The sequence below is a fragment of the Streptomyces sp. NPDC057002 genome, from assembly GCF_042673825.1.
Taxonomy (GTDB): Bacteria; Actinomycetota; Actinomycetes; order Streptomycetales; family Streptomycetaceae; genus Streptomyces.
This window is the reverse complement of sequence record NZ_JBHURZ010000005.1, coordinates 379351-403753: the sequence shown is the minus strand read 5'-3', so window position 1 is coordinate 403753 and position 24403 is coordinate 379351. Positions and strand designations below refer to the sequence as shown.

17 protein-coding genes are annotated in these 24403 nt (G+C 71.5%); 16 read left to right on the top strand and 1 reads right to left on the bottom strand.

The window, feature by feature from the left end:
* Positions 1-81: 81 nt before the first annotated feature.
* From ACFT32_RS26010 to ACFT32_RS25945, 14 genes are all read left to right on the top strand, one after another.
* Positions 82-579, top strand: a complete 498-nt coding sequence (locus ACFT32_RS26010; protein ID WP_382493665.1) for a DUF2975 domain-containing protein — start codon at positions 82-84, stop codon at positions 577-579.
* On the top strand, positions 579-797 hold the full coding sequence (locus ACFT32_RS26005; protein ID WP_382493662.1) for a helix-turn-helix domain-containing protein: 219 nt from the start codon (positions 579-581) through the stop codon (positions 795-797). The genes ACFT32_RS26010 and ACFT32_RS26005 overlap by 1 nt, the downstream gene beginning before the upstream one ends.
* Before the next feature lie 284 nt (positions 798-1081).
* A complete protein-coding gene (locus ACFT32_RS26000; RefSeq protein ID WP_382493659.1) occupies positions 1082-2194 on the top strand; it encodes a hypothetical protein in 1113 nt (370 codons plus the stop codon).
* 48 nt (positions 2195-2242) lie between these two features.
* Complete coding sequence (locus ACFT32_RS25995; RefSeq protein WP_382493656.1) at positions 2243-3025, top strand: TIGR03936 family radical SAM-associated protein; 783 nt, start codon at positions 2243-2245, stop codon at positions 3023-3025.
* Positions 3026-3287: 262 nt separating this feature from the next.
* Positions 3288-7385 (top strand): Rne/Rng family ribonuclease, encoded by a 4098-nt coding sequence (locus ACFT32_RS25990; RefSeq protein WP_382493654.1) that lies wholly within the window; start codon positions 3288-3290, stop codon positions 7383-7385.
* Positions 7386-7612: 227 nt separating this feature from the next.
* A complete protein-coding gene (gene rplU / locus ACFT32_RS25985; protein ID WP_382493651.1) occupies positions 7613-7933 on the top strand; it encodes a bL21 family ribosomal protein in 321 nt (106 codons plus the stop codon).
* A gap of 14 nt (positions 7934-7947) precedes the next feature.
* Complete coding sequence (gene rpmA / locus ACFT32_RS25980) at positions 7948-8202, top strand: 50S ribosomal protein L27 (RefSeq protein ID WP_031130899.1); 255 nt, start codon at positions 7948-7950, stop codon at positions 8200-8202.
* 123 nt (positions 8203-8325) lie between these two features.
* Entirely contained in the window at positions 8326-9762 is a 1437-nt protein-coding gene (obgE, locus tag ACFT32_RS25975; protein WP_382493649.1) for a GTPase ObgE, read from the top strand.
* 112 nt (positions 9763-9874) lie between these two features.
* Positions 9875-11398, top strand: coding sequence for an FG-GAP-like repeat-containing protein (locus ACFT32_RS25970; RefSeq protein ID WP_382493646.1), 1524 nt, complete (start codon positions 9875-9877; stop codon positions 11396-11398).
* A complete protein-coding gene (locus tag ACFT32_RS25965; protein WP_382493643.1) occupies positions 11395-12909 on the top strand; it encodes an FG-GAP repeat protein in 1515 nt (504 codons plus the stop codon). The genes ACFT32_RS25970 and ACFT32_RS25965 overlap by 4 nt, the downstream gene beginning before the upstream one ends.
* A 168-nt stretch (positions 12910-13077) precedes the next feature.
* Positions 13078-14625: an alkaline phosphatase D family protein gene (locus ACFT32_RS25960; protein WP_382493641.1), complete on the top strand. Its 1548-nt coding sequence runs from the start codon at positions 13078-13080 to the stop codon at positions 14623-14625.
* Positions 14626-15071: 446 nt separating this feature from the next.
* Complete coding sequence (locus ACFT32_RS25955) at positions 15072-16568, top strand: D-ribitol-5-phosphate cytidylyltransferase (RefSeq protein ID WP_382493639.1); 1497 nt, start codon at positions 15072-15074, stop codon at positions 16566-16568.
* A 202-nt stretch (positions 16569-16770) separates the two neighbouring features.
* Positions 16771-18873: a hypothetical protein gene (locus ACFT32_RS25950; RefSeq protein ID WP_382494647.1), complete on the top strand. Its 2103-nt coding sequence runs from the start codon at positions 16771-16773 to the stop codon at positions 18871-18873.
* Positions 18874-19077: 204 nt separating this feature from the next.
* Positions 19078-20286 carry a glycosyltransferase family 2 protein gene (locus ACFT32_RS25945; protein ID WP_382493636.1) on the top strand — a complete coding sequence of 403 codons (1209 nt, stop codon included), beginning with the start codon at positions 19078-19080 and terminating at the stop codon, positions 20284-20286.
* Positions 20287-20352: 66 nt separating this feature from the next.
* On the opposite strand, the gene ACFT32_RS25940 is transcribed toward ACFT32_RS25945, so the two are convergent.
* On the bottom strand, positions 20353-22386 hold the full coding sequence (locus ACFT32_RS25940; RefSeq protein ID WP_382493634.1) for a hypothetical protein: 2034 nt from the start codon (positions 22384-22386) through the stop codon (positions 20353-20355).
* Between the two features lie 317 nt (positions 22387-22703).
* Here ACFT32_RS25940 and proB point away from each other — a divergent pair, with 317 nt between their 5' ends.
* Complete coding sequence (gene proB / locus ACFT32_RS25935; protein ID WP_382494643.1) at positions 22704-23810, top strand: glutamate 5-kinase; 1107 nt, start codon at positions 22704-22706, stop codon at positions 23808-23810.
* Positions 23811-23944: 134 nt separating this feature from the next.
* Positions 23945-24403, top strand: coding sequence for a hypothetical protein (locus ACFT32_RS25930; RefSeq protein WP_229845472.1), 459 nt, complete (start codon positions 23945-23947; stop codon positions 24401-24403).

The following is a 24403-nucleotide window of genomic DNA, read 5'->3' as shown; positions in this document are numbered from 1 at the left end:
TTTCCCCGGGGTAGGCCGCCCCGTTGCGTCATCTATCGAGTGTCGATAGATTTCCATCGTGGCTCGATCGAAGGAGTGGCGATGGGGAAGCCGGCCGTGGCGGCGTTGCGTGGGGTGCTCGGGGTGCTGCTCGCCGGATCGCTGTTCGTGCAGGCGGTGATGGTGCCGCTGCTGGCCGTCGATCTGGACGGCCTGAACCCGGATTACGCGTACCTGCGCACCCCGATCCTCGTGATCACGATCCTCGGTATCGTGACGGCCCAGGTCGTTGTGGTCTGTGTGTGGCGGCTGGTGACGATGGTGCGCCGCGGGACGGTGTTCTCCACCGCCGCCTTCCGGTACGTGCACATCGTGATCGGCGCGTTCGTGGCGGCCGCCCTGCTGGTCTTCGCCCTCGCGGTCGTGCTCGCGCCCGGCGAGGCCGTCGCTCCCGGGGTGGTCCTGCTGCTGTGCGGGGTCGTCGTGGCCGTGCTGGGCGTCGCGCTGGTCGTGCTCGTGCTGCGCGTGCTGCTCGCGCAGGCCGTCGCACGCGACATCGAGGCGGCCCGGATGCGGGCCGAGTTGGAAGAGGTCATCTGATGGCGATCGCCGTCGACATCGACGTGATGCTGGCCAAACGGAAGATGTCCGTGGGCGAGCTCGCGGAACGCGTCGGCATCACCCCCGCCAACCTGGCGGTCCTCAAGAACGGCCGCGCCAAGGCGGTCCGTTTCTCCACACTCGCCGCACTCTGCGAAGTACTGGAGTGCCAGCCGGGGGACCTGCTGCGCTGGGAGTCCGACGGCGTGGACGGGTGAAGCCGCCAACGGCGGCGAGGCCCTCGGCGAACGCCAGGAGTTCGTACGGCACTTCGCCGCATGGGCCCGGGAGCTCGGGCTGGAGCGGGTCACCGTGCACTCGACCCGGCGGGCGATTCCGGCCTCGCCCGGAACGGTTTCCAGGAGTCGGCCCGCCTGCTGCAGGCCCATGTCGAGAGTCCCCGAGTCGTATGACCATGGCGCCGGGCGGAGGATCCGCGGAAGAACGGGGCGGGATCGTGCCGAGCTGCATCCGGACGGGGCGTTGAGGCGTCTTCGACGGTATGGATCTGGAGAAACCTGCCCGCGAGGGCTCCGAGGCGCGGGTCGATCTGCGCAAGGGAGCGGCCGAAGCGTACGCGCCGCCCGTGCGTGAGGGCGCCGCGCCCGAGGGGTGTCTCGCCGTCGCGATCCGGATTCCGGTGCGGATCGTGGTGCTCGTGCTGGTCGTCCCCGTGCGGATGGTGTGGGACGCGCTCGTCGTGGCCGGGCGGTTCCTGAACGACACGGTGTTCCGGCCGGTGGGGCGGGCGCTGCTGTGGCTCGGGCGGGCGGTGTTCGTCTGGCCGTTCGTGGGGCTGTGGCGGTACGTCGTCGTGCCGGTGGGCAAGGCCCTCGGGTGGCTCGGGTACGTACTCGCGATCGTGCCCCTGGTGTGGCTGTACCGGCATGTGCTGACGCCGGCCGGGCATGCGATCGCGTGGGCCGCCAAGGGGGTCGGGGCCGCGCTCGGCTGGGTGTACACGCACCTGCTCACGCCCGTCGGGCACGCCGTGATCTGGCTGCTCAGGGGGCTCGTCGTCGTACCCGCCCTGTGGCTGTACACCTGGGTGATCGCACCCGCCGGACGCGCGATCGCCTGGTGCGGCAAGGGGCTGGTGTGGCTGGTGAGCACGATCGTCACCGGCATCGGAACGGCCCTCTACTGGATCACCCGGATCCTGCTCGTCCTGCCCGCCCTCGCCCTCTGGCGCTGGGTTCTCGCCCCCGTCGGGCGGGTCCTCGCCGTCATCGGACGGGAAATCCGGGATGCCCTCGGGCACGCGTGGCGCGTCGCCGGGCACATCTCGCTCGCCGTCGGGCGATTCCTCGGCACCCTCTTCCGGTGGATCTTCGTCGAGCCGGTGCGGTGGGTGTACCGCAGCGTGCTGACACCGGTCGGACACGTCGTGCGGGACACCGTCCTGCGGCCCGTCGCCGAGGCCGCCCGCAGCGTGGGGCGCGCCACCCGGCAGGCCCTGGCCACCGCCCGGGAGTCCGTACGGCAGGCGCGCGCCGACTTCCGGCGGATGCTCCTCGGCGAGCCGCGGCGGCCGCGGCCGGTGGACCGCGGGGAACCTTCGGGGCGCGAGACACGTACTCTTGGTAGCAGTACGACCGCTCTCACGAAGGACTGAACGACACTGGGCAAGCGACAGCCCGAAGGCCCGCCGCCCGCACCCGCGGTGCAGCGCATCCGACTGCGCTACACCAAGCGCGGCCGCCTCCGGTTCACCAGCCACCGTGACTTCCAGCGCGCCTTCGAGCGTGCGTTGCGCCGTGCCGAGGTGCCGATGGCCTACTCGGCGGGCTTCACACCGCACCCGAAGGTGTCGTACGCCAATGCCGCACCCACCGGCACGGGCAGTGAGGCGGAATACCTGGAGATCGCGCTCACCGCACCGCGCGATCCGGAGCAGCTCAGGGCCCTTCTCGACGCGTCGATGCCCCCCGGGCTCGACATCGTCGAGGCGGTCGAGGTCCGCACCTCGGGACTCGCCGACCGGCTGACGGCTTCCGTGTGGGAGCTGCGGCTGGACGGTGTGCCGCCGGAGGAGGCCCGCCGCGCGGCGGACACCTTCACCGCGGCCGAGACCGTCGAGGTCCAGCGCCAAGCAAAGAACGGCGTCCGCACCTTCGACGCCCGCGCCGCCGTGGTGAGCCTGGAGATCCCAGACCTCACGGAAACGCACAGTTCGCAGGCTGATAGGCCGACCGACCAGCCCTGTGCGATACTGCGCCTGGTTGTTCGGCACGTGACGCCTGCCGTACGACCCGACGACGTCCTGTCCGGTCTCCGCGCCGTGGCCGACCTGGCGCCGCCGGTCCCCGCAGCGGTGACCAGGCTGGCGCAGGGGCTGTTCGATGAAGAGACCGGCACGGTGACCGACCCGCTCGCGCCCGACCGCGAGGCAGCGGAGGCCTACTCAACGGCCGAACCGACTGCCGCCGCGACGGCGCCGGCGTAAGGAAGGTCCCGCGAAGGGACGGACGTCGTAGCGCCGCCCTCGGACTCGGGAGCCACCTGGGTCGGGCAGCGTACCGACCAGCAGACTTTCGCCAGGCCGTACGCATTCGGCATACGGAACCGGCGAGACAGGACACGGAGAGCTCCCGTGCGGCGCCCGCGCCCCGGACGGCGGCGAACGCGCGAAGAGCGCGCGCCGCGGACGTCACCGGCATCGCCGGACCAGGCGCGGCGCCCGGGAGCCTGACGGGAGAAAAGCCCGCATGCTCGAACCGACCGAACCCACAGAGTCCTCAACGGGCTCCGAACAGAACACCCCCAGCGACACCCTGCCGCCCCGTCGGCGGCGCCGTGCCGCGTCCCGCCCGGCGGGTCCCCCCGTCGGCGGCTCCTCCGACGCCCCGGTGGAGACCGTCGCGCCGGCCATACCGGCCGCCGATCCCGACGAACTCGCGACCGAGGTCGTAGAAGCCGGCGAGGAAGCCCCCGCCGAGGCGGACGAGACGTCCGAGGCCGCGCAGGCCGCCGAGGAGGCAGCGTCCGCTGCTCCTCGCAAGCGGCGCCGCGCCGTCCGTCGCGCATCCGCACCCGCCGGGACCCCGGAGGCCACGGAGGCCGCCGAGACCGTCGTCCCGGTGACCGCCGCCGCTCCGGCCGACTCCGAGGCGTCGGAGCAGGCCGAGGTCTCCGCCCCCGTCGCGTCCACCGAGGTGTCCGAGGACGCCGCTCCCCGGCGCACCCGGCGTCGTGCGACGCGCACGGTGACCTCGCCTGCTGCGGCTCCGGCGGAGACGTCCGAGACGGCGCAGGCCGCGTCCGGTGCCCAGGAGCCGGCGGCCCCGACCGGTGGGCCCGCCGAAGAGGCCGAGGCCGTCGCGCCGGCCGAAGCCGATGTGCCCGCCGAGGCCGTCGCGTCCACCGAGGTGTCCGAGGACGCCGCTCCCCGTCGGACCCGTCGCCGTGCCTCGCGGCGGGTGTCCGCGCCTGCCGGAGCGCCGGAAGGCAACGCCGAGGAGGCGAAGGCACCTGTGACCGAGAACCCCGCCGCCGAGCCCGCCCGCGTCTCCGAGGCCCCCGCCTCCGAGGCCGCGCCCGAGGCCGCCCCTGCCGCGGAACCCGCCGAGGCCGCCGAGGATGCCGCCCCGCGGCGTCGCCGTCGGGTCGCCCGCAAGGCCGCCGGCGGTTTCGCCGAGCCCGCGCAGTCCTCGAGGTCGTCGAAGTCCTCGAGGTCCGCCGCCGCGGCCACCGACACGGCTGCCGGTGACAGCGAGTCGGACGTGCGCCCCGCGCGTCCGGCCGTCGCCGTGTTCCAGGCTCCCGTGTTCACCGAGCCCCAGTTCCAGACGCCGGAGCGGGCCGCCGCCGCTGCCGCCGCCGAGGCGGCCGTGGCCGAGGAGCCCGAGGAGACCGAGGAGCCGGCGTCCGCCGAGGCTCCCCGCGAGGAGCAGTCCGCCGGGTCGCGCCGCCGGCGTCGCCGCCGGGGTGCCGGCGACGAGCCCGAGGCCCCGGCCGCCGAGGCCGCCACCGCTCAGAGCGCCGACGAGGAGCCGGAGGACGCCGAGGACTCCGCCGAAGGCGATGAGCAGGAGGAGTCCGAGGGGAGCGGCTCGCGCCGCCGCCGTCGCCGGGGCGGTCGCCGCCGTCGGCGTGGCGACTCCGCCGACTCCGACGAGAACGCGGACGACGAGTCCGAGCAGGACGCGGCCCAGGACGCCGAGGACACGGCCGAGGAGGACGAGGAGTCCGACGAGGCCGCCGACCGTGACGAGTCGTCCGGCGGGGGCGGCTCCAGCAGCAGCCGCCGGCGCCGTCGCCGCCGTCGCCGTGCCGGTGACGGCGGCACCGAGTCCGACGCCTCCGAGGACGACCCGGAGCGCACGGTCGTCAAGGTCCGCGAGCCCAGGCCGAAGGCGGAGCCGTCCGACGAGGTGCAGTCCATCAAGGGCTCGACCCGTCTGGAGGCCAAGAAGCAGCGCCGCCGCGAAGGCCGCGAGCAGGGCCGCCGGCGTGTCCCGATCATCACCGAGGCAGAGTTCCTGGCCCGGCGCGAGGCCGTCGAGCGCGTGATGGTCGTCCGCCAGCACGGCGACCGTACGCAGATCGGCGTCCTCGAGGACAACGTGCTCGTCGAGCACTACGTCAACAAGGAGCAGTCGACCTCGTACGTCGGCAACGTGTACCTGGGCAAGGTCCAGAACGTGCTGCCGTCCATGGAGGCCGCCTTCATCGACATCGGCAAGGGCCGCAACGCGGTGCTGTATGCCGGTGAGGTCAACTTCGAGGCGCTGGGCATGGCCAACGGGCCGCGGCGCATCGAGTCCGCCCTGAAGTCCGGTCAGTCCGTGCTCGTCCAGGTGACGAAGGACCCCATCGGGCACAAGGGCGCCCGTCTGACCAGCCAGGTCTCCCTCCCGGGCCGTTACCTCGTGTACGTGCCCGAGGGCTCCATGACCGGCATCAGCCGCAAGCTGCCCGACACCGAGCGGGCCCGGCTGAAGACCATCCTCAAGAAGATCGTCCCCGAGGACGCGGGCGTCATCGTGCGCACCGCCGCCGAGGGCGCGAGCGAGGACGAGCTGCGCCGGGACGTCGAGCGGCTGCAGCAGCAGTGGGAGGACATCCAGAAGAAGGCCAAGAGCGGCAACGCGCCGACGCTGCTGTACGGCGAGCCGGACATGACGGTCCGGGTCGTGCGCGACATCTTCAACGAGGACTTCTCCAAGGTCGTCGTCAGCGGTGACGAGGCCTGGTCGACCATCCACGGGTACGTCTCGCACGTCGCCCCCGACCTGGCCGAGCGGCTGTCGAAGTGGACCTCCGAGGTCGACGTCTTCGCCACGTACCGGATCGACGAGCAGCTGTCGAAGGCACTGGACCGCAAGGTCTGGCTGCCCAGCGGCGGCTCGCTGGTGATCGACCGGACCGAGGCGATGGTCGTGGTCGACGTCAACACCGGCAAGTTCACCGGTCAGGGCGGCAACCTCGAGGAGACCGTCACCAGGAACAACCTGGAGGCGGCAGAGGAGATCGTGCGCCAGCTGCGGCTGCGCGACCTCGGCGGCATCATCGTCATCGACTTCATCGACATGGTGCTGGAGTCCAACCGGGACCTGGTGCTGCGGCGCCTGCTGGAGTGCCTGGGCCGGGACCGTACGAAGCACCAGGTCGCCGAGGTGACCTCGCTGGGGCTCGTGCAGATGACCCGCAAGCGGGTCGGGCAGGGGCTGCTGGAGTCCTTCTCCGAGAACTGTGTCCACTGCAACGGCCGCGGTGTCATCGTGCACATGGAGCAGCCGACCGGCGCCGGCGGCGGAGGCGGCGGCAAGCGCAAGAAGCGCGCGCGTGCCGGTGCCGCCGAGCAGCCGCACGTCCACGAGGCGGCCGCCGTCGAGACCGCGGAGGAGGAGGCGGAGACCGAGGCGGAGGTCGGTGCCGAGATCGCCGAGCCGATCGCCCTGCCCGAGCCGTCCTTCGAGCCCGACGAGGAGCTGTACAGCAGCGCCGCCGAGGCGGAGGCCGCGGCCGGGCGTGGGCGTACACGGCGCCGGGCGAGCCGGCGGGCGTCCGCTCCGGCGGGTTCGCCGCGCGGTGAGACGGCCGAGCCGAAGGCCAGGAAGGGCCGGGGCAAGGCCGAGCAGGCCGAGGCCGAGGTGCCGACGGCTCAGGACGTGACCGCCGCCGAGGAGGTCGCCCGTCCGGTGCAGCCGGAGCCGGCCGCCGAGGCGCAGGCCGAGCCGATGGCCGTCGAGGACCCGGTGGTCGAGGTTCCGGCCGCCGAGGAGGCCGCGCCCAAGGGCCGTGGCCGTCGGCGGGCGACGCGCAAGGTGTCCGCGCCTGCCGGTTCCCCGGCGGGGGCGGAGGCGACCGTGGTGACGGTCTCCGAGACCGCGCCCGCCGCGTCCGAGGCCGCGGAGGCGCCCGAGCAGGCCGAACAGCCCGAGCAGGCCGTCGAGGCGCCCGCCGAGAGCGCCGCCCCGGCCCGTCCGCGGCGCCGGGCCGTGCGCAAGCCCACCGCGTCCACCGCGTCCGAGGAGGCGGCCGTCGTGGTCGTGTCGTCGGCCGCGGAGGAGGCTTCGGACGCCGGAGCCCCGGCCGACGAAGCGACCGCGGAGGCCGCCGAGGCCACCGAGGAGGCCGCTCCGGCCAAGAAGACGGCCCGCAAGACGGCCAAGAAGGCCACGGCGAAGAAGGCCGCCACCAAGAAGACCGCGGCGAAGAAGACCGCGGCCAAGAAGACGACGGCCAAGAAGGCGGCGACCACCAAGACCGCCGCGAAGAAGACCGCGTCGAAGAAGACCGTGGCGGCGGAGCAGACGGTGTCCTCCGCGGCCTCCGTCTCCGCCTCCACCGACGAGGGCTGACAAGCCGCCCCTGTGCGACCGGCGTGACCGGTCGCACAGGCGGCGGACCGGCCTCGGTTTGACCCCCTCGGCCGGGGCCCCGTAACCTTGACCGTCGGCGTGTCGATTGACGCGTCACATCCCCGTAAACCTCACCCTCCGGGCGCCGGGCGCCCAGGAGAGGCTGCTCGCTGAGTCGGGCGGCTGGCCTGCGGGGGTGCCGTTTCCCGAGCGAGAGAGAGTTCCGCGTGTACGCCATCGTGCGCAGCGGTGGTCGCCAGCACAAGGTTGCTGTCGGCGACATCGTTGAGGTTGACAAGATTTCCACTGCCAAGGTTGGCGACACGGTCGAGCTCTCGACCCTGCTCGTGGTCGACGGCGACTCCGTGACCAGCGACCCGTGGGTGCTGGCCGGCATCAAGGTCCAGGCTGAGATCGTGGACCACCACAAGGGCCAGAAGATCGACATTCTGCGCTACAAGAACAAGACCGGTTACCGCCGTCGCCAGGGCCACCGCCAGCAGTACACGGCGATCAAGGTCACTGAGATCCCCGCGGCTGCGAAGTAAGGGACTGAGGAGAAATGGCACACAAGAAGGGCGCATCGTCCACTCGGAACGGTCGCGACTCCAATGCCCAGCGGCTCGGCGTGAAGCGCTTCGGCGGTCAGGTCGTCAACGCTGGTGAGATCCTGGTCCGTCAGCGTGGCACCCACTTCCACCCGGGCTCCGGCGTCGGCCGTGGCGGCGACGACACGCTGTTCGCCCTGGCCGCCGGTTCGGTGCAGTTCGGCACCCACCGTGGCCGCAAGGTCGTGAACATCGTTCCGGTCGCCTGACCGGAAGCTTTCGCGAGGCGGACCTCACTTCCCTCACGGGAAGCGGGTCCGCCTTTCGCGTGTTGGGCAGAGAACAACCCCGTACGACCCGTACGGATACGTACGCAACTGGAGGCACACACCATGACCACCTTCGTGGACCGCGTCGAGCTGCATGTCGCCGCGGGTAACGGAGGCCACGGCTGTGCCTCCGTCCACCGTGAGAAGTTCAAGCCGCTGGGCGGGCCGGACGGCGGCAACGGCGGTCGCGGCGGGGACGTGATCCTCACCGTCGACCAGTCGATCACCACGCTTCTCGACTACCACCACTCCCCGCACCGCAAGGCCACCAACGGCAAGCCCGGCGAGGGCGGCAACCGCTCCGGCAAGGACGGGCAGGACCTGGTGCTCGCGGTGCCGGACGGCACGGTGGTGCTGGACAAGGCGGGCAACGTCCTCGCCGACCTGGTCGGGCACGGCACGTCCTTCGTCGCCGCGCAGGGCGGCCGGGGCGGGCTCGGCAACGCGGCGCTGGCCTCCGCGCGGCGCAAGGCGCCCGGCTTCGCGCTGCTCGGTGAGCCGGGGGACCTTCAGGACGTCGTCCTGGAGCTGAAGACGGTCGCCGACGTGGCGCTCGTCGGATATCCGAGCGCCGGCAAGTCGTCCCTGATCTCGGTGCTGAGCGCCGCCAGGCCGAAGATCGCCGACTACCCCTTCACCACGCTCGTGCCGAACCTCGGTGTCGTCACGGCCGGTTCGACCGTGTACACGATCGCCGACGTGCCCGGGCTGATCCCCGGGGCCAGCCAGGGCAAGGGCCTGGGCCTGGAGTTCCTGCGGCACGTGGAGCGGTGCAGCGTGCTCGTGCACGTCCTGGACACCGCCACGCTGGAGTCGGACCGCGACCCGGCCTCCGACCTCGACATCATCGAGGAGGAGCTGCGGCAGTACGGCGGGCTGGACAACCGCCCGCGGATCGTCGTCCTGAACAAGACGGACGTACCGGACGGCAAGGACCTGGCCGAAATGGTGCGGCCCGACCTGGAGGCGCGCGGGTACCGCGTGTTCGAGGTGTCGGCCGTGGCGCATCTGGGGCTGAGGGAGCTGTCCTTCGCACTCGCTGAGCTCGTGGCCAAGTTCCGGGCGGCGAAGCCGAAGGAAGAGGCCACCCGGATCGTGATCCGGCCCAAGGCCGTGGACGACACGGGCTTCACCGTGACCCGCGAGGCCGACGGCCTGTTCCGGGTGCGCGGCGAGAAGCCCGAGCGGTGGGTGCGGCAGACCGACTTCAACAACGACGAGGCGGTCGGGTACCTGGCGGACCGGCTCAACCGGCTCGGTGTCGAAGAGTCGCTGGTGAAGGCGGGTGCCCGGGGCGGCGACGGCGTCGCCATCGGCCCCGAGGACAACGCGGTCGTCTTCGACTGGGAGCCGTCCCTGACGGCCGGGGCGGAGATGCTGGGCCGACGGGGTGAGGACCACCGGTTCGAGGGGGAGCGCCCGGCCGCGCAGCGCCGTAGGGACCGGCAGGCCGAGAGGGATGAGGCGCAGCAGGAGTTCGACGATTTCGAGCCCTTCTGAGTTAACAAAGCGCAAATTCGCGACCGACTTTGATGCAACCAAGTCGTTCTCCGGGGTGTCGTACAGGGCAGAGCGGATGAGGATCTTGTTCCTTGCCGCATAGCAACTGCCCATGCGATCAACGGAGTTGACGTACGTGCTCCAGTCCACGAGCAAGCGCAGGACCGGCCGAGGCATCGGCGTCGCGGCGGCTATCGCCGTCGCTGCCGCCGTCACCGCCCCGGTGGCCGCTCAGGCCGCCCCGGCGGCCGGCGCCGCCCCGGCCGCCGCCTCGAAGCTCCACGACGACTTCAACGGCGACGGCTACCAGGACCTGGCAGTCGCCGCCCCGTACGGCAAGGTCGACGGGAAGGCCCAGGCCGGATACGTGGCCGTCGTGTACGGCTCGGCCAAGGGCCTCGACCTCGGCCACAAGCAGGTCATCAGCCAGAACACGCCGGGCATACCGGGTGCGGCGGAGACCGGCGACTACTACGGCGAGGGCATCGCCGCCGGTGACCTCGACGGCGACGGCCACGCCGACCTGGTCGTGGGAGCGCCGGGTGAGGACGTCGGTGACGTCACCGCCGCCGGCACGCTCGCCGTGCTGTGGGGCGGGAAGCAGGGCCTGTCCGGCGGCACGGCCGTCGCCACCGGCACCGAGGAGGACCGGGTCGACCCGGAGACCCCGGCGCTCGGCGACTTCGACGGCGACGGCAACCTGGACCTCGCCACCGGCAACCGCCTGCTCTCCGGGCCGTTCGACCGCACCACCGGCGCGGCGAAGAGCCGCACCCTCGCCTTCGAGGACGGGTCCGTCACGGACGACGTGGCCGCCGGCGACGTCGACCACGACGGCATCACGGACCTGGTCGCCCTCATCCACGACAACAGCGACGACGACTCGCACGACCCGGACGCCAAGAACCGCCGCGCGGTCTACCTGAAGGGCACCCCGGACGGCCTGAGCGCCCCGGCCCCGCTGAAGAACGCCGACGGCACGCGTATGCGCGGCGGCGAGAGCCTCGGCATCGGCGATGTGAACAAGGACGGGTACGGCGACCTCGTCATCGGCCGGCCCGTCGACGGCTCCGGCGAGGTCCCGGTCGAGGACTCCCTGAAGGGCGGGCAGATCGGCGTCGTGTACGGCTCGGCCGCCGGACCCGACACCTCCCGTACGACGATCATCACGCAGGACACCCCGAACGTGCCCGGCGCTTCGGAGTGGGGCGACGGGTTCGGCCGGGGCATCTCGGTCGCCGACGTCAACAACGACGGCTACGAGGACGTCTCCACCGGCAGCCCCAGCGAGGCCCTCGGCGAGGTGTACGCGGCCGGCCAGATCACCGTCCTGCGCGGCGCCAAGTCCGGGCTGACCGGCGACGGCTCCTACTCCATGAGCCAGAACACCAAGAACGTCCCGGGCGACGCGGAGCAGAACGACTTCTTCGGCGCCGACACCAAGCTCCTCGACGTCAACGGCGACGGCCGGGCCGAGCTGTTCGCGGGTGCGACCGGCGAGAACCGGGACGGGGGAGTCTGGGCGTTCCCGAACCCCGTCGACGCGCCCACCGCCACCGGCTCGGTCAGCTTCGGCGCGGGCACGCTCGGCACGGTCGCGGACGGCTCCGCGCTCGGCTCGGGCTTCGCCCGATGACCGCCCGCCCCCGCCCCCGCCCCCGTCCCCGTTCCCGGCGCGGACGGCTCGCCGTCGCCACCGGCCTCGCGCTCCTCGCGGGCGCCCTGGCGGTCCCCGCCGCCCAGGCCGTGCCCCTGAGCGGCCCGTCCGGCACGGAGCGGCCGCGCGACGACTTCAACGGCGACGGCTACGCCGATCTCGCCATGGCGGCCCCGGCCGCGACCGTCGGCGGCAAGAAAGGCGCCGGCTATGTCGCCGTGCTCTACGGCACGGCGAACGGGCTGAACACGACGAAGCGGCAGGTGTTCAGCCAGAACACCGCCGGAGTGCCCGGCAGCGCCGAGACGGACGACGCGTTCGGCAGCACCCTCGCCACCGCCGACGTCGACCGCGACGGGTACGCGGACCTGGTCGTCGGCGCCGGCCGCGAGGACACGGCCGACGGCGGCATCGACTCCGGTCTTGCCGAGGTGCTGTGGGGCGGCCCGCAGGGCCTGTCCGGCGGTGCCGTACTGGCCACGGGCAAGGAGCACGACGGGCTCGGCGCCCAGGGGCGTCTGGCCCTCGGGGACGTCGACGGCGACGGTGCCGAGGACCTGGTGACCGTGGAGAACCAGTTCTATCTGCGTGTGGTGAGCGGCCCGTTCACCCGGGACGGCGCCACGGCCCGTGACGATCAGATCCTGAAGGACGAGTTCGACACCCGCGTCCTCGACCTGGCCACCGGCGACGTCAACGGCGACGGTGTCACCGACGTCGCCGCCACCCAGAACGACGGCGACGAGTGGGACGCCCGCCGGGTCGTGTACTGGCCGGGCTCCCGGCAGGGACTGAAGCCGTACCTCACCGTGGAGGGCGCCGACGGCTACCGGATCCAGGGCGGCGAGAACCTCGACATCGGGGACGTCGACCAGGACGGTGTCGACGACATCGTGGTCGGCCGGGCCGTCACCGGATACGACAGCGACCTCGACACCCCCGCCGCCAAGGGCGGCAGGGTCAGCTGGATCCCGGGCACCTCGAACGGGCCGGACGGCACCAGGGTCACGCACCTCAACCAGGACAGCTCCGGTGTGCCCGGCAGCGCCGAGGCGGGCGACGGCTTCGGGACCGATGTCCGGGTCGGCGACGTCAACGGCGACGGATACCCGGACGTGGCGACCGGGCTGCCCGGCGAGAACCTGGGCGGTGTGGCCGACGCGGGCGCGGTCGTCGTGCTGCGCGGCTCCGCGAAGGGGCTCACCGGCACCGGTGCCCAGGTGGTCACGCAGAACACGCCCGACGTGCCGGGCGCCGCCGAGAAGGGCGACGCGTTCGGCAAGTCCGTCCACCTCGCCGACGCGAACCACGACGGCCTGGCCGACCTGGCCGCCGGCGCGACGGGAGAGAACGGCAACGCCGGGTCCGTCTGGTACTTCCGGTCCGGTCCGACGACCGTCGTGAGCCCGAACGGCACGACGACCTTCGGCAACACGCTCCTCGGCACCACCCCCACGGACGCTCGGCTCGGTACCGTCTTCGCCGACTGATCATCCGTCAGACCCGTCCCGGCAACGGCTTGTTCCGGTGCTGGCGGCGGGTCTCTTTTTGTCTGCTTAGTTGTCATGTACGTGAACCCCGGCGTTCAGCGGGCGGGTCGCCCGCGAGCGTGAAGCTTCCCAGTGTCCAAGTGGCCAGCGAGGTAAGGGAGTCAGCCGATGACAGCAGGATCGCCCGACCGACGCCGCTTTCTGACCGCAGGCGCCGCGGTGCTCGGCGCCGCCGCCTCCGCCCAGCTCTGGCTTCCGGCCGCCGCCCGCGCGGCCGAGACGCCGCTCCCCGACGGCGTGTTCAGCCTCGGCGTCTCCTCAGGTGACCCGCTGCCTGACGGCATAGTGCTGTGGACCAGGCTCGCCCCCGACCCGCTGAACGGCGGGGGCATGCCCGACCGGCTGGTGCCGGTGGAGTGGCAGCTCGCGGAGGACCCCCGGTTCAGAAAGCTCGTCCGCCGGGGCACGGCCCAGGCCCGGCCCGAGTACGGGCACAGCGTTCACGTGGACGTACGCGGGCTGCGCGCGAACCGTACGTACTGGTACCGCTTCCGCACCAGCGGGCAGCTCTCGCCCGTCGGCCGCACCCGCACCGCCCCCCACCCCTACAGCTCCGGTGGCTCCCTGCGCATGGCCCTCGCCTCCTGCCAGAACTGGCAGCACGGCTATTTCACGCCATACGCAGACATGCTGGATCAGGACCCCGACATCGTGGTGTTCGTCGGCGACTACATCTACGAGTCCACGCCGTCGGCGACGGGCGTACGGCGGCACGAGGGCACCGGCGAGCCGTTCAGCCTCGCCCAGTACCGCAACCGGTACGCCCAGTACCGCACCGACCCGGACCTCGCGGCGATGCACGCGAACGCGCCCTTCGTGGTGACCTTCGACGACCACGAGGTGGACAACGACTTCGCGGGCGAGATCCCGCAGGACCCCGACAAGCAGCCGCACGACGCGTTCGTGGCCCGGCTGACCGCGGCCTACCAGGCGTTCTACGAGCACATGCCGGTCCGTGCCACCGCCGTCCCCGACGGCCCGCACATCCGGATGCACCGCCGCCTGGAGTTCGGCCGTCTGGCCCGGCTCAACGTCCTGGACACCCGGCAGTACCGCAGCGACCAGGCCACCAGCCAGGCCGGGGCCCAGGACCCGTCGCTGACCATGCTGGGCGCGCAGCAGAAGCGGTGGCTGCTGGACGGGCTCCAGAACTCGCCCGCCCGCTGGAACCTCATCGCCTCCCAGATCATGATGGCCGAGACGGACCTCAAGGTCGGCGAGGGCAAGCTCTGGTTCTACGACGCCTGGGACGGCTACCAGGCCGAACGCAACCGGTTCCTCCAGGAGTTCAAGCAGGTCCGCAACCCCGTGGTGCTCTCCGGCGACCGGCACCTGACGATGATCAGCGACCTCAAGGAGGACTACGCCGACCCGGACTCCAAAGTCGTCGGCGCCGAGTTCGTGGGCACCTCCATCTCCAGCAACGGCGACCAGGACCAGGAGGCCTTCCGCAAGGAGTGGGACCCGCGGCGCGCGGACAACCCGCACTGGAAGCTGCTCGACGCGTACCGCGGCTACCACCTCTTCGACGTCCGCCGTGATGGCATCGACGCGCAGGTGAGGGTGGTCGACACCGTGCGGCAGCCGACCTCGACACCGCGCACGCAGGCGAGGTTGCGGGTCGAGGCGGGCCGACCGGGCGTCGAGGTGGTCTGACGGCCTTTTGACCACGGAGCGGACAGGAGCCTGGGACTCATCGGAGTCCCAGGCTCTTCCGGCTGTTCCCTTACCCCGACCGAGATCGAAAAGCTGCGGAATCTTTACCGAGAATTCCGCGGCAATGGGCGGCTGAACGAGCGGTATTGGCCCGAGGTACCGGTCCGTGACGACTGACACGGCGATCGGGTTCTTCGCGGCACCGTCAAGGCGCGTACCGTGCACCAGACATCGCCGTCTCACACGGCTCCGACGTCGCTGTGCTCCTGTGGAGTTACTCACAGCGCATTTCGAGGGCGTTCACGGAGTCGTCTCACCAATCACCGGCACCCCCAGGTGAATGGCAGGTTGCGCGCACATATGTGGCGAAGGTCGCTCACCTTGCACTGCGGTAACCACAAGTGGGACCATTTCCAAGTTCCCTGTCGCCCCGAGGTAGGTCACCTGTGTCCCAGCACATAGCCAAGCCCCGTACCACCGCAGTGATCCTGGCTGGTGGTACCGGTCAGCGCGTTGGTCTGTCGATCCCCAAGCAGCTGCTGAAGATCGCCGGCAAGGCAGTCATCGAGCACACGCTGACCACCTTCGAGAACGCCGACTCGATCGACGACGTCATCGTGCTGATGGCGCAGGGCTACGTGCCCGACATCGAGAAGATCGTGGCGAAGGCCGGTTTCAAGAAGGTCTCGAAGATCATCGAGGGCGGCTCCACGCGGAACGAGACCACCGAGCGCGCCATCGCCGCGCTGGGCGAGGGCCTGGCCGAGGGCGAGGACGCCAACGTCCTCTTCCACGACGCCGTGCGCCCCCTGCTGTCGCAGCGCGTCATCGACGACTGCGTCGTCGCGCTGGAGCGCTTCCAGGCCGTCGACGTGGCCATCCCGTCCGCGGACACCATCATCGTCACGCGTACGCACGGCGAGGACGGCGAGTTCATCACCGAGATCCCGGACCGCTCCCGGTTGCGCCGCGGCCAGACCCCGCAGGCGTTCAAGCTGTCCACGATCAAGCGGGCCTACGAGGTCGCCTCGAACGACCCCAACTTCCAGGCCACCGACGACTGCTCCGTCGTGCTCAAGTACCTGCCGGACGTGCCGATCCACGTCGTCGCGGGTGACGAGTACAACATGAAGGTCACGCAGCCCGTCGATGTCTTCATCGCCGACAAGCTCTTCCAGCTCGCCTCGACCGCCGCGCCGGAGCAGGTCTCCGAGGAGGCCTACCGCGAGCTCCTCACCGGCAAGACGATGGTCGTCTTCGGCGGCTCCTACGGCATCGGCAAGGACATCGGCGAGCTCGCCGAGTCCTACGGCGCCAAGGTCTACGCGCTGGGCCGCTCCACCACCGGCACCCACGTGGAGAACCCGGAGGAGGTCGACGACGCCCTGTCCAAGGCGTACGCCGAGACCGGCCGCATCGACTACGTGGTCAACACCGCGGGCGTGCTGCGCATAGGCAAGCTCGCCGAGACCGACAACGCCACCATCGAGGAGGCGCTGAAGGTCAACTACCTGGCCCCGGTGCAGATCGCCCGTTCGTCGTACAAGTACCTGTCCGAGACCAACGGCCAGCTGCTCCTGTACACCTCCAGCAGCTACACCCGCGGTCGCGCCGAGTACAGCCTCTACTCCTCGACCAAGGCCGCCATGGTGAACCTCACCCAGGCCCTGTCCGACGAGTGGGCCGGCGACGGCGTCCGCGTCAACTGCATCAACCCCGAGCGCACCGCCACCCCCATGCGCACCAAGGCTTTCGGCCAGGAGCCCTCGGGTTCCCTGCTGTCCTCCGAGGCCGTGGCCCGTACCTCGCTCGACGTGCTGCTGTCCGAGCTGACCGGCCATGTCATCGACGTCCGCCAGCAGGACCCGACGGCCGGCGCGGCCCGGGCGTCCGGCTTCGAGCAGGCGCTCGCCACGGTTCTGGACCGGCAGGACGACGTGTAATAATTGGCGCCAAATAGACTCCGGTAATTCAGGCCTCTGCGCTCTCCTGTTAACGAACTTCGTCGACAGGAGTGTTCGCAGGGGCCTGAATCCATACCGTCCCGCGAATATTCACAGACCAGCCGCATTTCCGAACCAGACCGGCACACCCCTCCCAAGAGCAGGTTTCTCCGTGATATCCACCGCTATTCGCGTCGCCCGGGTGGGCAGTGCGGCCCAGCTGGCCGCGGCGGTCCTCATGATGGCGGGCTACCCCGCCCTCATGCTGGCCGCGCTCGTCCCGAGCGTCCCCGCCTTCGCGGCAGCGGCCGCCGTGACGTACCTGGCGGACCACTATCTGCACCGCAAGGGCAGCTATCTGATCAACCGCCTCAGCAAGGTGCGGGCCGGTCTGTCGATCCGCTTCCTGATCCGGCAGCTGCTCCTCGTCCTGCTGCTGGCCCGGCTGTCCCTCGCGGACAATCTGATCTACTACGGGGCGATCGCCTGCTTCATCGCCTTCTACGGTCTCCAGGCCCCGCACGGCGCGCTGGTCCAGCTGATCCGCAACCGCCGCCGCATGCCGGTCGCCACCCGCAACGTCGACCTGAAGTCGCGCATCCGCATCCCGGACGCCCCGCCGCGCAAGCTGCTGCACCGCTCCGCCGAGAAGATGCTCCACATCGACCTCTTCGCGGTCGCCGGCATCCTGCTCGCCTCGCAGGTGAAGTCCGCCCTCGTCGGCTTCATCGGCATCGGCCTCACGGTGGCCCTCGGCACGCTGTACGTGCTGGCGCTCGTGCCGTACGTGCGCGGCCGGAAGATCCCGCCGAAGGCCGAGACGGTCCTGGCCGCCGTCGACGACTGGCTGGGCGAGTACAAGCCGGAGACGGTCCTGTACTTCTCCGGTTCGAAGGACTCCGCCTACCAGGTCAACATGTGGCTGGACACCATGGAGAACCTGGACTCCAAGCCGCTGATCATCCTGCGTGAGCGGGCCATCCTGAACAATCTGGCGCCCACCACGGTCCCCGTCGTCTGCGTGCCCGGAGGGGTGCACCTGATGAACATGGACCTGTCCACGGTGCGCGTCGCGCTCTACGCGGCCAACGTCGGCAAGAACATCCACATGCTGCGCGTGCCCACGATCAAGCACGTCTTCATCGGCCACGGCGACAGCGACAAGCTCGCCAGCGTCAACCCGTACAGCAAGGTCTACGACGAGGTGTGGACGGCCGGCCGCGCGGGCCGCGACCGCTACGCCATCGCCGACGTCGGTGTCCGCGACGACGACATCGTCGAGGTCGGCCGCCCGCAGCTCGCCCCGATCCAGACCTGGCAGGGCGTGCCCGACGACCGGATCCCGACCGTGCTCTACGCCCCCACCTGGGAAGGCTGGGACGGCAACCCGGGCAACACCTCGGTCGTGCTGGCCGGCGAGAACATCGTGAAGCGGCTCGTACAGGCCGACCCGCCGGTCCGCGTCCTGTACAAGCCGCACCCGTTCACCGGCAACGTCAGCAAGGAGGCCGGCGCCGCCCACCAGCGCATCACCGCCCTGGTGCGCCAGGCCGCCGCCGAGCGCGCCATCGACACGCGCTTCGTCGCCGACACGGCCGTCCAGGCCGACGCCAAGGCCGAGCTGGCCCGTATCGAGGCCCGGCTGGCGCAGCTGTCCGGCTCCGGCGGCGAGCGGCGCGACGAGGCGGAGGCCACCCGTGACGGGCTGGTCGACGTCGCCCGGCACGAGGAGGTCGCCCGGCTGCGCGCCGAGTGGAACGACGCCTACTGGCGTTCCTTCCCGGCCTGGGAGCACCGCGTCATCACCGGCGCCGACCCGCGGCTGTACGACTGCTTCAACGTCTCCGACGCGATGGTCTCGGACATCTCCAGCGTGGTCTCCGACTTCATCGCGAGCGGCAAGCCGTACGCGGTCACGGACTCCGCCGAGGTGGGCGTCGAGGAGTTCAAGCGGAACAACACGGCGGTGCGCGCCGCGGTGATCCTGTCCAACAGCGCGGCCGAGCTGGGCGAGCTGCTCGGCGCCGTCCGCGACCGGGCCGCCGATCCGCTGGCCGAGGACCGCAAGGAGCTCAAGCAGTACCTGCTGGGCCCGGACGAGCCGACCTCCCTCGCCCAGTTCAACACCGCCGTCGCGGACCTCGCCCTCAAGGCCGAGACGCGCAACGTCGGCCAGGAGTCACGGGTGGCGGCCGCTCTCGCCGATGCCGAGGTCGACGCTGAGGCCGATGCCGAGCTGGCGAACGCCGTGCCCGGGCAGCGGGCGGCCGCGGCCGGTGACACGGACGGTGTCGGCGCGGGCTGACCCGACCCGCCGGACATAAGGGCTCGGCCCCGAGGAGCGTCCTCCTCGGGGCCGAGCCCTTTCGATTGCCCGCTGTCTGTCGATTCATTGTGTGACGTGTCCCACTAACACGTGCGTGCGAGGCAACCGCTTGCCTCGATCACCCGTCTACCAAGTAGCGAATGAGGCGATACGGGGGGAATATCCCATTGACTAGGGGGAAACGTGACCGTTGCGCAGCCTGATGTGAGTGTGATCATCGGGGCGTACGAAGCGATGCCGTATCTGATCGAGTGCCTCTCGTCCGTCGAGGCACAGACCATCGATCCAGAGCGCGTCGAGGTCATCGCGGTGGACGACGGATCGACGGACGGGACGGGGGAGTACCTGGAGGAGTTCGCCGAGCGCGCTCCCATGCACGTCCTGGTGATCCGGCAGGAGAACTCCGGCGGCCCCAGCGGCCCGCGCAACGTCGGCCTGGGCAAGGCGACCGGACGATACGTCTTCTTCCTCGACGCCGACGACCGGCTCGGCCCCGAGGCCCTGGAGCGGATGGTCGGCATGGCCGACCGCGCCGGCACGGACGTCGTCCTCGGCAAGGTCGAGGGCGTCAACCGCTCCGCGCCGAAGTCCATGTGGGGCAAGACGGTGGAGCGGACCGACGTCTTCTCCTCCAACATCAAGTTCACGCTCAGCGCGCAGAAGCTGTTCCGCCGCGAGCTGCTGGACCGGCACGGCATGCGGTTCGACGAGTCGCTGTTCACCGGCGAGGACGCGCTGTTCACCATGGAGGCGTATCTGCGGGCGAACGGCGTCTCCGTGGTCGCCGACCACACCTGCTACTACCTGGTCGGCCGCGACGACGGCAAGCACGTGACCAAGAGCGGCAGTTACGCGCTGCGGTTCGACTCCGCGCGTGCCCTGATGAACCTCATCGCCGAGCACGTCCCCGCGGGCGCCCGGCGAGACCAGCTGATGCTCCGGCCCTTACTCGTCACGCTGCTGCCGCAGTTCGGGCCCAAGTACCTCACGGACAGCGAGGAGATCCGCCGGCACAAGTTCGAGCTGGCCAAGCCCCTGCTGGACGCCCACTGGACCGAGGGCGCCGCCCAGCGCCTCAAGGTCCACGAGCGGCTGCGGCTGCACCTGGTCGCCGAGCAGCGGCCCGAGCTGCTCATCGAGGTCGTGAAGTTCGTCAAGGCCAAGAAGCAGGCGGCGGCGCTCCTGGAGCGCAAGGGCCGCCGCGTCTACCTGGCCTACCCGCACTTCCGCGACCGCGCCGCCGGCATCCCCGACTCGGTGTATCTCGCCGAGCCGCGCGAGGCCCGCGCCTTCCCGGGCTACCGCGAGGGCGGCGCCCACACGTTCGTACGCCGGGCGGTACGCAAGGCGCGGCGGGTGCTGACGTCGCGCGAGGTGCGGCCGGCGGCGTGAACACGGCTGCGGGGGCCGGCTTTCGCACGGCCCCCGCGTTCACCTCTCGTTCGTCGCTGTCGCCGCTCAGCGGGGCGCGGTCGGGACCGCTGTCCCGGTGCGCTGGCTGGGTAGCGCCGTCAGCCGGTCCGCCACCCGGGCCCGGTGTTCCCCGGCCGACCGGCACAGCTCCCGTACGGCCGTGTTGAAGCGCTCCTGCGACGGAGGCTCTGCCGGGCCCAGCAGACGCAGCTTCAACGCGGCGCGCGCCTCGGCCAGTTCGTCCTTCTCCGGGTGCCGGACCGCCTCCAGCAGGGCCGGCACCCCGTCCGCGTCCGGCGACAGCACCGTCGCCGCCACCACCGTCGGGAACGCCGTACGGAACGCGTCCTCGCTCAGCCCGCTGGTGTTCGCCACCGCGTACGGCTTCTCGCTCGCCAGGAAGTCGCTGATCACGCTGGACACATCACTGACCAGCAGGTCGGCCACATCGAAGCAGGAGTACAGCGCGGGCCGGACGTCCGTGATGATCTGGTGCTCGCCCTCCGGCAGCGAGGCCCAGTACGCCTCCTCCCAGGCCGCCGTCGCCCGCGCCACCGCCTCGGCCCGGCCCGGCTCCGGCGCCGACTGCACCCGCATGCGCTCCACGGTGTCGGCCCCGCCGCGGAAGTCGGTCGTGGTGAGACGGTCCAGCTCGCTGGTGAGACGGTCGAGTTCCGCGTCGCCCGGAGGGCGTGCCCCCGTCCGCTCCCGGTTCGCCGCGCGGATCAGCTCACGGATCCGCAGATCGGCCGCGCCCGCGCGCGGGTCCACCGACCCCGTCAGCGGATGCGGCTTGTACAGCAGCCGCACACCCGGGTCGGCGAGCAGCGCGCGCACCAGGTTCTCGCCGGCGGCGATCACCGAGGTGTTGCCGGGGTTGCCGTCCCAGCCCTCCCAGGTCGGCGCGTACAGGACCGTCGTCCACGCACCGGCCGGCGGGCCCGCGTACGGCCGTACGGCGTCCAGCTGCGGGCGGCCGGTCTCCACCACGTCCTTGTCCTCGACGCCCACCTCGGCCAGCGCGTACCGCTCGCGCGCCGCGGGCCCGGCCACCCACACCTCGTCGTAGGCCTTCGCGTACGGGTTGCACGAGGACAGCTTGTCGCTCTCGCCGTGGTTGACGAAGGTGTGCTTGATCGTGGGGATGCGCAGCACCTGGGAGGTCTTGCCGGAGTTCGACGGGTGGATCAGTACCTGCAGGGTGGAGTGCTCCAGCCGCATCAGCGTCGACACCTTCGGCAGGCAGACGACCGGGATGTCCGTCGCCGCGAGCTTCTGCACCATGAACCGCTCACGCAGCACGATGACCGGCCTGCCGTCCACCCCCGCGAGCGGCTCCAGCCACATGTTCGCCTGGTAGGCCGAGGCGGCGCCGCCGGAGAAGTACAGGCCGACGGTCGGCCGGTACGCGGCCAGCCACGCGTCGAACCACTCGAGCACCTCCTGCTCACCGGCAGGCCGGCGGCCCGGCAGCAGCCGGAGCAGCAGCGCGCCGAGGCCGGTCAGCGCGAGGAGCAGGGAGAGCCCGATGCCCGCCGCCGCGTACATTGGCTCGTCACCCGGCGCGGCGGCCAGCAGCCCGGCCGTCGCGGGCAGGCCGAACACCAGCAGCCGGTGGCCGGGGCGGCGCAGCAGCAGGGCCGGGGCCGGGGACAGCCGCAGCGCCGAGGCGTCGATGTTCCGGGTCACCACCGGCAGGGTGCGGGTGCGGCGCACCAGGACGGAGAGCGCCTGGATCGCGCAGTGCAGCACGTAGAAGGCGAGCAGCCCGGCCACCAGCGGGGCGTACGCCGTCTCCCGGTCCTGCTCGCCGAGCCGCAGCAGGCCCACGACCAGCAGCAGATCGCGCAGGACGTGCCGCACGGTGATGTCCGCGTGCGACTTGGCGAACAGCGAAAGCACCCCGCGCTGCCACCGGTACAGGGCGCCCTCGGTCGCCAGGGAGACGGCGGTCGCGGCGAGCAGCAGCGGTACGTGGGGCAGCAGCGCCGCGACCGCCTGAGCGGCGAACGCGGCGGCCAGGACGACGGTGACCAGCCCCTTCAGCAGGGCCGGTGGACGGGGAAGAGGTAGGGGCACTGCGGTTACTCCAGGAGCGTCGGATGTCGGCGCAGGTCGGCCGTCCGGGTTAACGCGCGGCGACCTCCTGACGACACGCGCGTGTCGCCGGAGCGTAGAGGGCCTGTCGGCCCGCTGTGTCGTCGGACCGTAGCGGAAGATCGCGTTCCTGTCTTGGGGCGGGACGGAACTGCCCCCGACCGTCGTCCGTGACGCGGGCGGCACCGTCCGTAGCGTGGACCGGCGCCGCGTCGGGCCTCGCCGTCCCGTAGATTTCCTGGTGAGGGACCGAATCGACGCGAGGGGCGGACGGGGACGTGGCAGGGGCAAGGCAGGCCGTGGGCGAGGCCCGCAGAATCGTCGTCAAGGTCGGTTCCTCCTCGCTGACCACCGCCTCGGGCGGCCTGGACGCGGACCGCGTGGACGCGCTCGTCGACGTGCTCGCCAAGGTCCGCAGCGGCGGGGAGCGCGAGATCGTCCTGGTCTCCTCCGGCGCCATCGCCGCCGGCCTCGCCCCGCTGGGCCTGCGCCGCCGCCCCAAGGACCTCGCCCGGCAGCAGGCCGCCGCCAGCGTCGGCCAGGGCCTGCTCGTCGCCCGCTACACCGCCTCCTTCGCCCGCTACGGCGTCCGCGTCGGCCAGGTGCTGCTGACCTCCGACGACATGAGCCGCCGCGCCCACCACCGCAACGCCTCGCGCACCCTCGACAAGCTGCTCGCGATGGGCGCCTTCCCGATCGTCAACGAGAACGACACCGTCGCCACGGACGAGATCCGCTTCGGCGACAACGACCGCCTCGCCGCCCTGGTCGCCCACCTCGTCCACGCCGACCTGCTGGTTCTGCTGTCCGACGTGGACGGCGTCTACGACGGCGACCCGGCGAGGCCCGGCACCTCCCGTATCGCCGAGGTGCGCGAGGTGTCCGACCTCGCGGGGGTCGACATCGGCAGCGCGGGCAAGGCCGGCGTCGGCACCGGCGGCATGGTCACCAAGGTCGAGGCGGCCCGGATCGCGACCGGCGCCGGTGTCCCCGTCGTGCTCACCAGCGCCATCCACGCGGCCGACGCCCTGACCGGCCAGGACACCGGCACCTTGTTCCACCCCACCGGCAAGCGCTCCGCCGACCGGCTGCTGTGGCTCCAGCACGCCTCCACCCCGCAGGGCGCGCTGACCCTGGACGACGGTGCCGTCCAGGCCGTCGTGGACCGCCGCAAGTCGCTGCTGCCGGCCGGGATCGCCGCCGTCGAGGGCGAGTTCAGCGCCGGGGATCCGGTCGAGCTGAGGGACGGCACGGGACGGGCGGTGGCCCGCGGGCTGGTCAATTTCGACGCCAAGGAGATCCCCCGGCTGATCGGCCGCTCGACCCGCGAACTGGCCCGCGAACTCGGGCCCGCGTACGAACGCGAGGTCGTACACAGGGACGACCTGGTGGTCCTCCACCCGTAATGGGCCGAAACATCCGCCCCCGGTGGTGGACGTTCCGCAAAATCGCCACGCGATCCCTTGCGGCCTGCTGAACTTTGTCCCAGGGCAATATTCCGCAGGAGCACCACTGTGCAAAGGAGGCCGTCGTGAGACGAGTGCGCCCTGGGGCCACGGCGTCCCGTGGTGGTGCCGGCTCCCGCGCGGCCGGTGACGAGCGCGCCCTCACCAGTGTGGCGGCCGGGGACCGGTTCCAGGGCGAGGAACCCGGGGACATCCCGCGCCTGTGGCACGTCACCCTCAGCGTCTCCGGCCGGGAGGCCCCGCTCACCGAGGTCCGGCGCGCCCTGGAACAGCTCGCCCACGACCATCCCTTTCTTCTGACCAGCCGCTACGCGGTCGACCACGCGGAGATCCGCTACTGGGAGGAGGCCCGCGACCTGCACGACGCGGCCGCCGTCGCCCTGCGCCTGTGGGGCGAGCACCGGCAGACCGCCGGGCTGCCGCCCTGGGAGATCGTCGGCCTGGAGGTCATCGACCGCGCGACCTACCACCAGCGCATCGCCGAGGGATACGGACCGCCACCGGCGTCCCCGGTCGGAGTCCACCCGTTCTGA

Coding starts and splice junctions, on each gene's coding strand:
- ACFT32_RS25990 (WP_382493654.1), top strand. CDS start 3,288: ATGCTCGAACCGACCGAACCCACAGAGTCCTCAACGGGCTCCGAACAG.
- rpmA (WP_031130899.1), top strand. CDS start 7,948: ATGGCACACAAGAAGGGCGCATCGTCCACTCGGAACGGTCGCGACTCC.
- obgE (WP_382493649.1), top strand. CDS start 8,326: ATGACCACCTTCGTGGACCGCGTCGAGCTGCATGTCGCCGCGGGTAAC.
- ACFT32_RS26005 (WP_382493662.1), top strand. CDS start 579: ATGGCGATCGCCGTCGACATCGACGTGATGCTGGCCAAACGGAAGATG.
- ACFT32_RS25970 (WP_382493646.1), top strand. CDS start 9,875: ATGCGATCAACGGAGTTGACGTACGTGCTCCAGTCCACGAGCAAGCGC.
- ACFT32_RS26010 (WP_382493665.1), top strand. CDS start 82: ATGGGGAAGCCGGCCGTGGCGGCGTTGCGTGGGGTGCTCGGGGTGCTG.
- ACFT32_RS26000 (WP_382493659.1), top strand. CDS start 1,082: ATGGATCTGGAGAAACCTGCCCGCGAGGGCTCCGAGGCGCGGGTCGAT.
- ACFT32_RS25965 (WP_382493643.1), top strand. CDS start 11,395: ATGACCGCCCGCCCCCGCCCCCGCCCCCGTCCCCGTTCCCGGCGCGGA.
- ACFT32_RS25960 (WP_382493641.1), top strand. CDS start 13,078: ATGACAGCAGGATCGCCCGACCGACGCCGCTTTCTGACCGCAGGCGCC.